A 14901-nucleotide genomic window follows, 5' to 3' on the forward strand; every position below is an offset into this window, starting at 1 on the left:
CTGGTTGAAATCAGCCATGTGAGCTGATCGCCATGACCGAAAAGAACAATCTCTGTCACACCGCTTGCTCCCCTCCCAGCCCGGTCCATTGACCGGGCTTTGTTTTTTTATCTAGAGTGCCCAGCCTTACCGTCACAGAAGCCCACCCCATGCTGCCGCGCGCCGAACAGAAGCTACAGACCCGCCAGGCCCTGCTGGACGCCGCCTGCCAGCTCATGGAGAGCGGCCGTGGCTTTGGCAGCGTCAGCCTGCGCGAAGTGGCCAAGGTGGCAGGCATCGTACCCACCGGCTTCTATCGGCACTTTCCCGACATGGATGCCCTGGGCCTGGCACTGGTAGCCGAAGTCGACACCACGTTCCGCCAGACCATCCGCCTGGTGCGGCATAACGAATTCGAACTTGGTGGCATCACCGATGCTTCCGTGCGCATCTTCCTCGACGTGGTCTCCGCCCACCGCGCGCAGTTCCTGTTCCTCGCCCGCGAGCAGTACGGTGGTTCCCAACCCGTACGCCAGGCCATCGCCCGCCTGCGCCAGGACATCAGCGACGACCTGGCCACCGACCTTGCGCGGATGAAGCGCTGGCAGCACCTGGACAATGCCGCACTGGCGGTGATGGCCGACCTGGTGGTGAAGACCGTGTTCGCCACCCTGCCGGAATTGATCGACAGCCCGGAACCGGGTTATCCACAGGTGCTCAGCGCCCAGGAAAAGATCACCCAGCAGCTGCGCTTCATCTTCGTCGGCGCGCGCCACTGGCAAGGGCTGGGCAACCCGCAACCCTAGTTCTGCTACCATGGCGCCCTGCCCGAAAGCGACGAGCGCCGACATGCCCAACCCCCGCCCTACCCTGCCCGAACTGGCCCGCTTCAACCAGCACTTCGCCGAACGCATCGTGCCGCTGTGGCAAGGCCCGGGCTGGAATGCCGACATGGCCCTGCCCTACGAAGCCCTGGACGCCCAGCACCGTCCGTTGCCGGTGCAGCGCTACCGGGCCATGGCCTGTGCACGTCAGCTTTACCTGTTCAGCAGCCGTATCGAGCAACCGGGCGCAGCCGAGCGGGCGGCGGCACTGTTCCGTTCGTTGCAGAAGCACTTCCACGATGCCGAACACGGCGGCTGGTTCTACAGCATTGATGCCCAGGGCAAGCCACTGGACCGGCGCAAGGACCTCTACACCCATGCATTCATCGTCTTTGCTTGCGCGCACTACTGGGGCAAGGTCGGCGAAGGCTTGGTTGAAGCCACCCTCAATGCTGCCCTGGAAGTGCTCGACGAGCAGTTCGCTCGGGATGATGGCCTGTATGAGGCCAGCCTCGGCGAAGGCTGGACCGACCTCGGCAGTGGCCCATTGCAAAACCCGCAAATGCACCTGGCCGAGGCCTTCCTGCAGGTGCTGGCAGTGCGCGAAGACGAGCACGTGCAACAATCGCTGCTGCAGTTGTGCACAGCCCTGCAAGCGCATTTCATCGAACCCCAGCATGGGCTGATGCTGGAAAAACCACGGGGCGCTGTGGATAACTGGTTCGAGCCCGGCCACCAGTTCGAATGGTTCTACCTGCTGGAGACCTCGCCGCTGCTGCGAGGGACGCCACTGCACGCCTCCATCGAGCGGGCCTTCGGCTATGCCGAACTTTGCGGGGTCAACAATGCGGCAGTGCTGGCCATGCTCGACGTGGAAGGCAACGTGCTCGATGCGACCCAGCGGATCTGGGCGCAGGCGGAATACCTGCGGGCGCTAGTTTTGCGCCCGGGGAATGAGGCGAAGCTGCTGGTCCAGTTGAAGGCGATGGAACAGCAGTTTCTGCATACCGGTGGCTGGTATGAATGCCGGGATGGTGAAGGAGCCGTGAGCCGGCATGACATGCCGTCGACTACACCCTATCACCTGGCGACTTGCCTGGAAGGCTTGCAGCGCCTGACGTGACGCATTCGCGGGGCAAGCCCGCTCCTACATGAATTACGCGATCCTTGTAGGAGCGGGCTTGCCCCGCGAAAGGGCCCTCGGATCAGTCCCTGGTGGAGCGGTCGATCGACAGCCCCGCGAAGTCCTGGCGCACCGGCATCAGCTCAAGGCTGTTGATGTTGATATGCGCCGGCTGGTTGAGGATCCAGAAGATCGTCTCGGCAATGTCCTGTGGCTGGATCGGCTCGGCGCCTGCGTATGTTGCGTCGTACTTGGCCTGGTCACCGCTGTTGCGCACCAGCGAGAATTCGCTCTCGCACAGGCCCGGCTCGATGTTGCTCACCCGCACGCCGGTGCCGCGCAGGTCGCAGCGCAGGCTCAGCGAGAACTGGCCGACGAAGGCCTTGGTGCCGCCATACACGTTACTGCCCGGGTACGGGTAATTGCCCGCCACGGAACCGACGTTGAGGATCGACGCGCCGCGACCATGGGCGATCAGGCGTGGCAGCAACAGATGGGTGGTGTACATCAGGCCCTTGATGTTGGTGTCGACCATGGTGTCCCAGTCGTCCAGGCTGCAGTTCTGCGCCGCATCCACACCCAGCGCCAGGCCGGCGTTGTTGACCAGGCCGCGCAACTTGTCGAAACCGGCCGGCAGGCTCGCGATGGCCTGCTCCATGGCCTTGCGATCACGCACGTCGACAGCCAGGCCGTGCACTTCGGTCTTGGCCGACAGTTCGGCGCACAGGGCATCCAGACGTTCCTTGCGACGGCCGGTGAGCACCAGCTTCCAGCCGGCCTCTGCAAAACGGCGGGCAGTGGCCTCGCCAAAGCCGGAAGTGGCGCCAGTGATGAATACGGTGGACGTCATGCTCTGTTCCTCACGGTAGATGGTCATGGCAGGTTCGCAGCATGCCCGTGCCGAACGCCGTCAGCAAGCCAATCGGGCCGCTGTTCATTTTTTGTACATGTTCCGCAAACCCTTGCCACAGAGGGGCCGGCGCCAGCTATGCGCATGTTATCCACAAAGCTTTCCCCACGGATTGGGGGCAACTTGTCCACTGTGCGGAACCCTTTCAGCGTATCGCGGTCACTGGATATCTTTTCGGTGATGGCGCAACGCTTTCAAGCATGCCGTCTACAGCGGTCTGTCCAAGGCTTTCCCACAGACTTATCCACAGGCTTTGAAGCGTTCATTGCAAGGTATGGACTGTGCAGAAAAAGCCTGTGAAACCAGGCAGGAAGGGCAACTGATCAAATTATGATCAGAGCCTTGCAGGCCTTGCAAATAAAGGGATAGAGCGAGGTGCCACCATGTTTTCCACAGGCGGTTCCACATTAATCGTGGAAAAGATTCAACCTGTGGAAACAAGAGCTTGCGAGGGGATTGTCGAGTGGCTCGAGAAAGATATGCGACAAGTTGTCCACATTTTAGATGGGGCTGCATTGCAGCCCCGACTTGAACTCAATGCCCGCCGAGGTACGCGTTGCGCACCTCTTCATTGACCAAAAGCTCCTGCCCCGTCCCGCTCATGCGGATCTGCCCATTGACCATCACATACGCCCGGTCCGACAACTTCAGCGCATGGTTGGCGTTCTGCTCTACCAGGAAGATGGTCATCCCGGTCTTGGCCAGTTCACGCAGGGTCGCGAAGATCTGCTTGACCACGATCGGCGCCAGCCCAAGCGACGGCTCGTCCAGCAGCAACAGCTTTGGCCGGCTCATCAGCGCCCGGGCAATGGCCAGCATTTGCTGCTCGCCGCCGGACATGGTCATCGCCCGCTGGTTGCGCCGCTCCTTCAGGCGCGGGAACAGTTCGAACATGCGCTGCATGTCTTCAGCGGCGTACTTGTCGCCGATGGGGATGGTGCCCATCATCAGGTTCTCCTCGACGGTCATGTCGGGGAACACCCGGCGCCCTTCCGGCGACTGGGCGATGCCGTTGGAGGCGATGTAGTGCGACGACTTGCGGGTGATGTCGGTGCCCCGGTAAACGATATGCCCGGACGCCGCCCGCGGCTGGCCGAAGATCGACATCAGCAGGGTCGACTTGCCGGCGCCGTTGGCACCGATCAGGCTCACCGTCTCGCCTTCGTTGATGTGCATCGACACCTTCTTCAGGGCCTGGATCGGCCCGTAGAACACGTCCAGTTCCTTCAGTTCGAGAATGGGTGCACTCATACCAGTTCCTCTTCGTCGGCACCCAGGTAGGCGGCGATCACCGTCGGGTTGTGGCGGATTTCCTGCGGGGCGCCTTCGGCAATCACGTTGCCGTGGTCGAGCACAACGATATGGTCGGAAATGCTCATGACCATGCCCATGTCGTGTTCGATCAGCACCACGGTGATGTCGTGCTCGTCACGCAGCACACGGATCATGCGGCTCAAGGCTTCGGTCTCCTGCGGGTTGAGGCCGGCAGCCGGCTCGTCCAGGCAGATGATCTTCGGCCGTGTGCACATGGCCCGGGCGATTTCCAGGCGGCGCTGCTGGCCGTATGACAGCTCACCGGCCAGGCGGTTGGCGCAGTCGACCAGGTCGACCACTTCCAGCCAGTAGAACGCATGGTCCAGGGCGTCGCTCTCGGCCTTGCGGTAGGCCTTGGTGTTGAGTACCCCGGCCAGCAGGTTGCGGTTGACCCACATGTGCTGGGCCACCAGCAGGTTTTCCACCACCGACATTTCCTTGAACAGGCGAATGTTCTGGAAGGTCCGCGCCAGGCCGGCGCGGTTGACCAGGTGGGTACCGCCGAACATCTTGTAGTACAGGCGGTTGGCAAAGCGCGCAGGCGACACGAAATCCGCCGCCTGGAAGCGCTCGCCAAGCAGCTCGATGACATTGGTGTGGCTACCGCGCGCGTTCAGCTCGATGCGCCCGCCGCTGGCCTTGTAGAAGCCGGTCAGGCAGTTGAACACGGTGGTCTTGCCGGCACCGTTGGGGCCGATCAGGGCGAAGATCTGGTTGCGCTTGACCTTCAGGCTGACGTCGCTGAGCGCCTTGATGCCGCCGAACTGCATCATCAGGTTGTCGACCGAGAGAATGATTTCGTCGCTCATGGCGCTACTCCTTTACGCGGGGTCACACCGGTGCGGCTGATGCGGATCAGCCCACGCGGTCGCCAGATCATCATCAGCACCATCAGGACGCCAAACAGCAACACGCGGTACTCAGAGAAGCTGCGCAGCAGCTCCGGCGCGACGGTCAGCACGAACGCCGCGATCACCACGCCGACGGTCGACCCCATGCCACCGAGCACGACGATGGCGAGGATCAACGCGGACTCGAAGAAGGTGAACGACGACGGGTTGACGAAGCCCTGGTAAGTGGCGAAGAACACCCCGGCAAGGCCCGCAGTGGAAGCACCGAGGGTGAAAGCCGAGAGCTTCACCAGCACGTGGTTCAGGCCCATCGACCGGCAGGCGATTTCATCTTCGCGCAGCGCTTCCCAAGCGCGGCCGACCGGCATGCGGGTCAGCCGGTGCTTGATGTACAGCACCGCCAGCACGACCAGGAACAGCACGGTGTAGATGAATACGAACTTGAGGTTGGCGTTGTAGTCGATGCCGAGGAACTCGTGGATCGGCACACCCCCGTCCTTGGCCCTGCGGCCGAATTCCAGACCGAAGAAGGTCGGCGACGGCGCCGGCATACCGTTCGGGCCGCCGGTGAAGGACAGCCAGTTGTTCAGCACCAGGCGGATGATCTCGCCAAAGCCCAAGGTCACGATCGCCAGGTAGTCACCGTGCATTCGTAAAACCGGGAAGCCAAGGATGCACCCCGCCAGCGCTGCGGCGATGGCCGCCAGCGGCAGCACGCTCCAGAAGCCCAGGCCCAGATACTGGTAACCCAGCGCCAGGCCATAGGCACCAATGGCGTAGAACGCCACATAGCCCAGGTCGAGCAAGCCGGCCAGGCCGACCACGATGTTCAGGCCCAGGCCCAGCAGCACGTAGATCAGGCCAAGGATGACCACGGTCAGCAGGTACTTGTTGGCAAATACCGGGAAGATGATGGCGATCACCACCAGCGCCGGGATGATGTAGCGCAACCGCGACTTGTAGTCCGGCGAATTGACGTGCACACCCGAGCCGCCGCTGTCGAAGCCTTCGAGCATGCGCCGCCCGGCGGCGGTCTGCACAAACAGGCTGAGCAGGAAGCGCCCGAGCATCACTCCGCCAACCAGCCACGCCACCCGGCGTGGTTCGGCGTTGAAGGTGTAGCCGTCGAGCACCACGCCGACGATCGGGCCGAAGACAATGAGCGCCAGCAGGCCGGCGACGATGGTCTCCAGCAGGCTGCGTTTGATATCGAAACCTTTGGTTTCAGAGGCAGAGGCAATCTTGGCAATCGACATGTTCACACCTTAGCCACGAGCGGGCGACCCAGCAGGCCTTGTGGGCGGAAGATAAGGATCATCACCAGCAGCGAGAAGCTGAACACGTCCTTGTAGTCGGAGTTGATCAGGCCAGAGAACAGCGACTCGGAAATCCCCAGGATGATCCCGCCGAGCATGGCGCCTGGCAGCGAACCGATGCCGCCCAGTACCGCGGCGGTGAACGCCTTGATACCGATGATGAAGCCGGCGTAGAAGTCGAAGGTGCCGTAGTTCAGGGTGATCAACACGCCGGCCAGCGCGGCCATCACCGCACCGATGACGAATACGTAGGAAATTACCCGGTCGGTGTTGATACCGAGGATCGACGCCATCTTGCGGTCTTGCTGGGTGGCGCGGCACATGCGGCCGAGCTTGGTGTACTTGATCACGTAGGTGAGCAGGCCCATGCCGACGAACGCTGCCACCAGGATGAAGATCTTGGTGTAGGTCAGTTGTACGAAGCCGGTGCCGACGTCAATGCGCATGGCACCTTCGAGCAGGGTCGGCACGCCTTGCTGGCGGGCGCCCTGGCTGATCTGTGCGTAGTTCTGCAGGATCAGGGAGATGCCGATGGCACTGATCAGCGGTGCCAGGCGGGTGGAGTTGCGCAGAGGTTTGTAGGCGATGCGCTCGATGGTGAAGCCATACACGCCCGTGACGACGATGGTGAACAACAGTGTGCCCAGCATCAGCAGGGGGAACGACTCGATACCGAAGTAAGCCAGCAATGCCAGGCTGATCGCCGCCAGGTAAGCGGAAATCATGTACACCTCGCCGTGCGCGAAGTTGATCATGCCGATGATGCCATAGACCATTGTGTAGCCGATGGCGATCAGGCCATAGACCGACCCGAGGGTCAGGCCGTTGACCAGTTGCTGCAGGAAAATACCATCCATAACGCAATCTCACCTGAGCGAGACGACACCAGTGCTGACGACCACAAGCCACGGATGAAGCGGGCCTGGCGGCGCAGAACCGTGCACGTCTCCGAATAAGGACCGCAGGGGCAATGGCCCGGACGGGCGTCCGGGCCAGGTGCCGTTATTATTTTTGTTTTTCCAGCTGGTGGTACTTGCCGTCCTTGTCCCACTGGTAGACCACGTAGTCAGAGACGGTCAGGTCGCCCTTCTGGTCCCACTTCTTCTCGCCCATGACGGTCTTGACCGGGTTGGCTTTGAGCCACTTGGCAGCGTCTTCGCCCTTGTTCGACTTGGAACCGTTGAACGCGGCAGCCAGGGCCTGCAGCGAGGCATAGGCGTACAGGGTGTAGCCTTCCGGTTCGGTACCGGCCTTGCGGAACTCTTCCACCACCGCCTTGCTGTCTGGCAGCAGGCGCGGGTCGGCGCCGAAGGTCATGTAGACGCCATCGACGTACTGCGCGCCGCCGGCGGTGGCCACCAGTTCGTCGGTGACGATGCCGTCATCGGACATGAACTTGACGTCCTTCAGGCCCTGCTCGCGCAGCTGGCGTACCAGCGGGCCGGCTTCCGGGTGCAGGCCACCGAAGTAGACAACGTCGGCACCGGCGGCACGGATCTTGGTGACCACGGCGCTGAAGTCTTTCTCGCCACGGGTCAGGCCTTCATACAGCACCGGCTTGACGCCTCGCTTCTCCAGCTGTGCCTTGGTCGCATCGGCCAGGCCTTGGCCGTAGGTGTCCTTGTCGTGCAGCACCGCTACTTTCTTGCCTTTGAGCACGTCGACGATGTAGTCGCCGGCGACGATACCCTGCTGGTCATCACGGCCGCACATGCGGAACATGGCGGAAAGACCACGCTCGGTAACCTGTGGGTTTGTGGAGCCCGGGGTAATGGCGATCACACCGGCTTCGTCATACACCTCGGAGGCCGGGATGGTGTTGGAGGAGCAGAAGTGCCCGACCACGCCGATCACCTTGTCCTGGTCGACCAGGCGGTTGGCCACGGCCACGGCCTGCTTCGGCTCGCAGGCGTCATCACCTTTCACCAGGACGATTTTCTCGCCGTTCACGCCGCCAGCAGCGTTGATCTTGTCGGCCGCTGCCTGCGCACCTTTCATGTACTGCTCGCCAAACGCTGCGTTGGCCCCGGTCATGGGGCCAGCGACGCCGATCTTGACGTCGGCCTGAACATACGAAGAAACACCCAGTGCCGTAGCTACGGCCAGAGCCAGGAAACCTTTCTTGTAAAACGTCTGCGACATGAGGTGGTGCTCCTAGAGTTTTTTTTGGTTGGCACTACAACTTCTCAGCCCTGTGCTCAGAGCAAGGGCCGTGCCATCGGTTTTGTCTTCCGGGCAAACACACTGTAAAGGTCGACCCCAGGCGACCGACGGCCTTTTCTTTATTGAGCGTGCAACCGTCTGCCACGCGGCAGGCGCCACCACACGTACAGACAAGGAGCAACCGCTGAGTGCCATCATTGCAACCCTGGCAAGTGTTTACGTGCAACCACCCTGTAACAGTGGACGTCACCGAAGTGCACACCGCTGGTGCGCGACTGCTACAGGTGGCACTGTTTCAAGGCTAGCTGGTGCACGGAAAAAGCCACTTGTTTTGGCTGTTAAGTCCCCTTTCGCGGGCTCGCCCGCTCCCACAGAGGCCGGCGCAGACACAACAAGATCGAAAAGGCTGGCACAATGTCCACCATTCGCCGTTTCCGGAGCCCCCTTTGATGAGCGAGAGCGCATTCGCCGAGCGCATCGTGCACAACCTGCTCGACACCGACTTCTACAAGCTCACCATGATGCAGGGCGTGCTACACAACTACCCAGACGCCGATGTCGAATGGGAATTCCGCTGCCGCAACGGCGAGGACCTGCGCCCCTACCTTGGCGAGATTCGCCATCAGCTGGAACTGCTCAGCGACCTCACCCTGGATGATGGCCAGCCGGCCTTCCTTGAACGCATCAGCTTCCTCAAGCCCGACTTCCTGCGCTTTCTGCGCCTGTTCCGCTTCAACCTGCGTTATGTGCGCATCGGCATCGAGAACGACCAGCTGTTCCTGCGCCTGAAAGGCCCCTGGCTGCACGTGATCTTGTTCGAAGTGCCGCTGCTGGCCATCATCAGCGAAGTGCGCAACCGCCACCTGCACCCACGCATGCGCCTGGCCGATGCCCGGGATCAGCTGTACCGCAAGTTCGACTGGCTGCGCGCCCACGCCAGCGACGACGAACTGGCCGACCTGCAGGTCGCCGATTTCGGCACCCGCCGGCGTTTTTCCAGCCGCGTGCAGGAGGACGTGGTAAAGGTGCTGCGCGACGACTTCCCGGGCCGCTTCGTCGGCACCAGCAACGTCGACCTGGCATGGAAACTGGATATCAAGCCCCTGGGCACGATGGCCCACGAGTGGATCATGGCCCACCAGCAACTCGGCCCGCGCCTGATCGACAGCCAGATCGCCGCGCTGGACTGCTGGGTCCGCGAGTACCGCGGCCTGCTCGGCATTGCCCTGACCGACTGCATCACCATGGATGCCTTCCTCAACGATTTCGACTTGTACTTCGCCAAGCTGTTCGACGGCCTGCGCCATGACTCGGGCGAGCCGGTGACCTGGGCGGAGAAGGCCATCGCCCATTACCAGAAGCTGGGTATCGACCCGATGACCAAGACCCTGGTGTTCTCCGATGGTCTCAACTTGACCCGCTCGCTGGAAATCTTCCGTGCCCTGCGCGGTCGCATCAACGTCAGTTTCGGTATTGGCACCAACCTCACGTGTGACATCCCGGGTGTGGCGCCAATGAACATCGTGCTTAAAATGACCGACTGCAACGGCTCGCCAGTGGCGAAGATCTCGGACGAAGCCGCCAAGACCCAGTGCCGCGACGAGAACTTCGTCGCCTACATGCGTCACGTATTCAAAGTCCCCAGCAAGGAGTAACCCATGCAAGCGGTTCAGCAAGAGATTGCCCAGGCGCTGAAGGTCCAGCCGCCATTCGCCGACGCCGCTGCGCTCGAGGCCGAAGTGGCCCGGCGCGTGGCGTTCGTCAAGGACTGCCTGGCCAATGCCCGGCTCAAGACCCTGGTACTGGGCATCAGCGGCGGCGTCGATTCGCTGACCGCCGCCCTGCTCGCCCAGCGTGCCATCAACGAGCTGCGTGCCGAAACCGGCGACAAGGCCTACACCTTCATCGCCGTGCGCCTGCCGTACCAGGTTCAGCATGACGAGCACGACGCGCAGGCCTGCCTGGAAGTGATCAAGCCCGATGAAGTGCACACCGTCGACATCGCCCCGGCTGTGCGCGCATTGGCAGCGGAAGTGGCGGAGTTGAAGAACGGCTCGCCGACCCTGGTGGACTTTGTGGTCGGCAACGTCAAGGCGCGTACCCGCATGGTTGCCCAGTACACCATCGCCGGTGCTCGCGCGGGCCTGGTGATCGGCACCGACCACGCCGCCGAGGCAGTGATGGGCTTCTTTACCAAGTTCGGAGATGGCGCTTGCGACCTGGCGCCGCTGAGCGGGCTGGTGAAAAACCAGGTACGGGCGATTGCGCGCAGCTTTGGTGCACCGGAGTCACTGGTGGAGAAAGTGCCGACTGCGGACCTGGAAGACCTGGAACCCGGCAAGCCGGACGAGGCGTCCCATGGCGTGACTTACCAGCAGATCGATGCCTTCCTGCATGGGTTGCCGGTGGATCAGCAGGCGTTCGACATCATCGTCGCCACCTACCGCAAGACCCAGCACAAGCGCGAACTGCCGTTCGCCCCGTGAAAACGACCGGGGCCGCTAAGCGGCCCCGGTTTTCACTGCATGCTTACTTGAGCGTGACAGTGCCTTTCATCATCGAGATGTGGCCTGGGAACGAGCAGAAGAAGCCGTACTTCTGATCAGCTGCCAGCTTGGATACATCGAACGTCAGCTTGTCTGTCTCGCCGGCACCAATGATCTTGGTGTGGGCGATGACGCGCTCATCTCCGTCCTTCAGGTAGTTCTTCTCAATCCCTGCAGCCAGGCCGTCGGTTGCGATCGGCTGCATGTCAGCTTCTTTGCTGATGACCACGTTGTGGCCCATGACGTTCTTCGGCAGGCTGCCGGAGTGGGTCAGGTTGACGGTGAATTCCTTGCAGCTCTTGTCGACGACGATGTCCTTGGTGTTGAAGGACATCTGATCGGTCGAGTCGACAGTAACCGAACATTCGGCTGCGAAGACAGAGGCGCTGGCGAGGGTCAGCAGGGATACCGCTACAGCTTTCGCAAACATCATGAATCTCCTTGGCAGGGTTTTATCAATTGCGAGACTGCCTGAAACCGTTCAGCCCCCTGCTGATATGGGTCAAGGGGGTGTCAAGTGGCCAGCCAATAGAATTGTTCAATGGATTGTATACAACCAATCTAAGGGCACATCATGCCCTTTTACTAGACGATGGGACAACCCTCTCATTCAGGAGCAATCGAAATGTCCCTCGCAAGTTTCATGAACAGCCTGCTTGCCGCCTACGCCCACGGCGCCACGGGTGCCAGCTGCGAATTCGCCCGACCGGAGTGAAACCGACATTGGAGACGTCAGACTATTCGCTTTACCCTGTCAGCGATATGACTGGAGAAACGCGATGTCTGTACGTTCCGTTTGTGTGTTCTGTGGCGCCAGTATCGGCGCCAACCCTGCCTACCGTGAAGCGGCCATCGCGCTTGGCCAGGCCATTGCCCGCCGCGGCCTGACCCTGGTCTACGGCGGTGGCGCAGTCGGCCTGATGGGCACCGTCGCTGATGCGGCGATGGCTGCCGGTGGCGAAGTGATCGGGATCATCCCGCAAAGCCTGATGAACGCCGAGATTGGCCACAAGGGTCTGAGCCGACTGGAGGTGGTCGATGGCATGCACGCGCGCAAGGCGCGCATGGCCGAACTGAGCGACGCCTTCATCGCCCTGCCGGGTGGCCTGGGTACGCTGGAAGAGGTGTTCGAGGTGTGGACCTGGGGGCAATTGGGCTATCACGCCAAGCCGCTGGGGCTGCTCGATGTGAATGGTTTTTACGAGAAGCTGGGCGGGTTCCTCGACCATATCGTCGAAGAAGGCTTCGTGCGGCCGCAGCATCGGGCCATGTTGCTGCTGGCGCAGCAGGCGGATGAGTTGCTGGACGGGATGGAGCAGTTCGAGTCGCCGGTGTTGCCTAAGTGGGTCGACAAGCAGCCTGATTGAAGGCTGAAATCCTGGGACCGCTGGGCGGTCCTTTCGCGACACAAGGCCGCTCCTACAGGAGAATGCATTTCCCTGTAGGAGCGGCCTTGTGTCGCGAAAGGGCTGCAAAGCAGCCCCAAAATGGATCAATCAACGCGGGATGACTGGCTGGCGCGGCTTCTTGCCCTTGCCACCACCACCCTTGGCGGCTTCCTTGCGCTCCTTGGCCGCCTGCTGGTTGCGGGCGAACGCTTCGGCCTTGGCCTTCTCGCGCTTGTCCCACGGTTTGCTGCCATCGCTGGCACGCGGCGGCAGGCCGGTGTGCTGGGTGAGGATCTTCTGATCCTTGCCCACCTTGTGGCTGCCGGCCGGGGTCGAGTTCTTCCGGCGTGCGCTCTGGTAGCTGTCGCTCTGCGGCTGGTGCAGCGGGATCAGCTGATGCTTGCCCGGCCCGATCAGGTCGGCGCGGCCCATGCGCTCCAGTGCCTCGCGCAGCATCGGCCAGCCTTTCGGGTCGTGGTAGCGCAGGAACGCCTTGTGCAGGCGGCGCTGCTCCTCGCTCTTGACGATCTCCACCCCTTCGCTCTTGTACGTGACCTTGCGCAGCGGGTTCTTGCCCGAGTGGTACATGGCCGTGGCCGACGCCATCGGCGACGGGTAGAACGCCTGCACCTGGTCGGCGCGGAAGCCGTTGCCCTTGAGCCACAGGGCCAGGTTCATCATGTCTTCGTCGGTGGTGCCCGGGTGCGCGGCGATGAAGTACGGGATCAGGTACTGCTCCTTGCCCGCCTCTTTCGAGAACTTCTCGAACATGCGCTTGAAGCGGTCGTAGGTGCCGATACCCGGCTTCATCATCTTGTCCAGCGGGCCACGCTCGGTGTGCTCCGGGGCAATCTTCAGGTAGCCGCCAACGTGGTGGGTGACCAGTTCCTTGACGTACTCCGGCGATTCCACCGCCAGGTCGTAACGCAGGCCCGAGGCGATCAGAATCTTCTTCACACCTGGCAGGGCACGGGCCTTGCGGTACAACTCGATCAACGAGCTGTGGTCGGTGTTGAGGTTCTCGCAGATGCCGGGGAACACGCACGACGGCTTGCGGCAGTGCTTCTCGATGTCATGGCTCTTGCAGGCGATGCGGTACATGTTGGCGGTCGGGCCACCAAGGTCGGAGACCACGCCGGTGAAGCCCGGCACCTTGTCACGCATCTCTTCGATCTCGTGCAGGATCGATTCGTGGGAGCGGTTCTGGATGATGCGGCCTTCGTGCTCGGTGATCGAGCAGAAGGTGCAGCCGCCGAAGCAGCCACGCATGATGTTCACCGAGAAACGGATCATCTCGTAGGCCGGGATGCGTTCCTTGCCATAGGCCGGGTGTGGAATACGCGCGTAGGGCATGCCGAACACGTAGTCCATTTCCTCGGTGCTCATGGGAATGGGTGGCGGGTTGAACCACACATCCACTTCGCCATGCTTTTGCACCAGGGCGCGGGCGTTGCCCGGGTTGGTCTCCAGGTGCAGCACGCGGTTGGCGTGGGCGTAGAGAACCGGGTCATTGCGCACTTTCTCGAACGATGGCAGGCGGATCACCGATTTTTCCCGGGTCACGCTCGGGCTGTCGAGGATCTGCACCACTTTGGCTTCGTTCGGGTCTTCCTGGTCGCCCTTGGCCTGCTCGATGGCACAGGCCTGGGTGTCCTGGGTGTTCACGTACGGGTTGATGATCTTGTCGACGCGGCCCGGGCGGTCGATACGGGTGGAGTCGATCTCGTACCAGCCTTGCGGCGTGTCACGGCGCACGAACGCGGTGCCGCGTACGTCGGTGATCTGCTCGATGCTTTCGCCCTGCGACAGACGCTGGGCGACTTCGACGATGGCGCGCTCGGCGTTGCCGTACAGCAGGATATCGGCGCTGGCGTCGATCAGGATCGAATGGCGGACCTTGTCCTGCCAGTAGTCGTAATGCGCGATACGGCGCAGCGAAGCCTCGATGCCGCCGAGCACGATCGGCACATGCTTATAGGCTTCCTTGCAGCGCTGGCTGTACACCAGGCTGGCACGGTCCGGGCGCTTGCCCGCCAGGCCACCCGGGGTATAGGCATCGTCGGAACGGATCTTCTTGTCCGCCGTGTAGCGGTTGATCATCGAGTCCATGTTGCCGGCCGCGACGCCAAAGAACAGGTTCGGCTCGCCGAGCTTCATGAAGTCGTCTTTGGACTGCCAGTTCGGCTGAGCGATGATGCCCACGCGGAAGCCCTGGGCTTCCAGCAGGCGGCCGATGATGGCCATACCGAACGACGCGTGGTCGACGTAGGCATCCCCGGTCACGATGATGATGTCGCAGGAATCCCAGCCGAGCTGATCCATCTCCTCCCTGCTCATCGGCAGGAATGGTGCTGGCCCGAAGCATTCGGCCCAGTACTTGGGATAGTCGTAGAGTGGTTTGGCTGCTTGCATGTCAGTGACCGGTTCTGGTGTGCAGGGAAATCGCGGGCGCGGAATATAGCACAAATTTTGACCAAATCCGACGGT

General features: G+C 62.0%; 13 protein-coding genes. 5 read left to right on the plus strand and 8 right to left on the minus strand.

What is annotated here, in order from left to right; translation table 11 throughout:
• The first annotated feature begins 149 nt into the window (after positions 1-149).
• Both APH28_RS15135 and APH28_RS15140 read left to right on the plus strand, forming a co-directional pair.
• Complete coding sequence (locus tag APH28_RS15135; RefSeq protein ID WP_060510611.1) at positions 150-785, plus strand: TetR family transcriptional regulator; 636 nt, start codon at positions 150-152, stop codon at positions 783-785.
• 43 nt (positions 786-828) lie between these two features.
• A complete protein-coding gene (locus APH28_RS15140) occupies positions 829-1926 on the plus strand; it encodes an AGE family epimerase/isomerase (protein ID WP_060510612.1) in 1098 nt (365 codons plus the stop codon).
• Positions 1927-2008: 82 nt separating this feature from the next.
• On the opposite strand, the gene APH28_RS15145 is transcribed toward APH28_RS15140, so the two are convergent.
• From APH28_RS15145 to APH28_RS15170, 6 genes are all read right to left on the minus strand, one after another.
• The gene (locus APH28_RS15145) at positions 2009-2776 is read right to left on the minus strand and encodes an SDR family oxidoreductase (RefSeq protein WP_060510788.1); all 768 of its coding nucleotides are present in this window, start codon (positions 2774-2776) and stop codon (positions 2009-2011) included.
• 594 nt (positions 2777-3370) lie between these two features.
• Positions 3371-4087: an ABC transporter ATP-binding protein gene (locus APH28_RS15150; RefSeq protein ID WP_060510614.1), complete on the minus strand. Its 717-nt coding sequence runs from the start codon at positions 4085-4087 to the stop codon at positions 3371-3373.
• Positions 4084-4959, minus strand: coding sequence for an ATP-binding cassette domain-containing protein (locus APH28_RS15155; RefSeq protein ID WP_060510616.1), 876 nt, complete (start codon positions 4957-4959; stop codon positions 4084-4086). Before APH28_RS15155 ends, APH28_RS15150 begins: the two co-directional genes overlap by 4 nt.
• On the minus strand, positions 4956-6257 hold the full coding sequence (gene livM / locus APH28_RS15160) for a high-affinity branched-chain amino acid ABC transporter permease LivM (protein ID WP_060510619.1): 1302 nt from the start codon (positions 6255-6257) through the stop codon (positions 4956-4958). The genes APH28_RS15155 and livM overlap by 4 nt, the downstream gene beginning before the upstream one ends.
• A gap of 2 nt (positions 6258-6259) precedes the next feature.
• Positions 6260-7174 carry a branched-chain amino acid ABC transporter permease gene (locus tag APH28_RS15165; protein WP_060510621.1) on the minus strand — a complete coding sequence of 305 codons (915 nt, stop codon included), beginning with the start codon at positions 7172-7174 and terminating at the stop codon, positions 6260-6262.
• 148 nt (positions 7175-7322) lie between these two features.
• Entirely contained in the window at positions 7323-8459 is a 1137-nt protein-coding gene (locus tag APH28_RS15170) for a branched-chain amino acid ABC transporter substrate-binding protein (protein WP_060510623.1), read from the minus strand.
• Positions 8460-8929: 470 nt separating this feature from the next.
• Here APH28_RS15170 and pncB point away from each other — a divergent pair, with 470 nt between their 5' ends.
• Together pncB and nadE are read left to right on the plus strand one after the other, a co-directional pair.
• Positions 8930-10135, plus strand: a complete 1206-nt coding sequence (pncB, locus tag APH28_RS15175) for a nicotinate phosphoribosyltransferase (RefSeq protein WP_060510625.1) — start codon at positions 8930-8932, stop codon at positions 10133-10135.
• Between the two features lie 3 nt (positions 10136-10138).
• Entirely contained in the window at positions 10139-10966 is an 828-nt protein-coding gene (gene nadE, locus APH28_RS15180) for an ammonia-dependent NAD(+) synthetase (RefSeq protein ID WP_060510627.1), read from the plus strand.
• Positions 10967-11009: 43 nt separating this feature from the next.
• On the opposite strand, the gene azu is transcribed toward nadE, so the two are convergent.
• The gene (gene azu / locus APH28_RS15185) at positions 11010-11456 is read right to left on the minus strand and encodes an azurin (protein ID WP_060485670.1); all 447 of its coding nucleotides are present in this window, start codon (positions 11454-11456) and stop codon (positions 11010-11012) included.
• A gap of 349 nt (positions 11457-11805) precedes the next feature.
• On the opposite strand from azu, the gene APH28_RS15190 reads away from it, so the two are divergent.
• On the plus strand, positions 11806-12393 hold the full coding sequence (locus APH28_RS15190) for a TIGR00730 family Rossman fold protein (protein WP_060510629.1): 588 nt from the start codon (positions 11806-11808) through the stop codon (positions 12391-12393).
• 129 nt (positions 12394-12522) lie between these two features.
• Here APH28_RS15190 and APH28_RS15195 read toward each other — a convergent pair whose 3' ends face one another.
• On the minus strand, positions 12523-14826 hold the full coding sequence (locus tag APH28_RS15195; protein WP_060510631.1) for a YgiQ family radical SAM protein: 2304 nt from the start codon (positions 14824-14826) through the stop codon (positions 12523-12525).
• Positions 14827-14901 lie beyond the last annotated feature (75 nt).

This window comes from Pseudomonas sp. NBRC 111124 (assembly GCF_001320245.1).
Taxonomy (GTDB): domain Bacteria; phylum Pseudomonadota; class Gammaproteobacteria; order Pseudomonadales; family Pseudomonadaceae; genus Aquipseudomonas.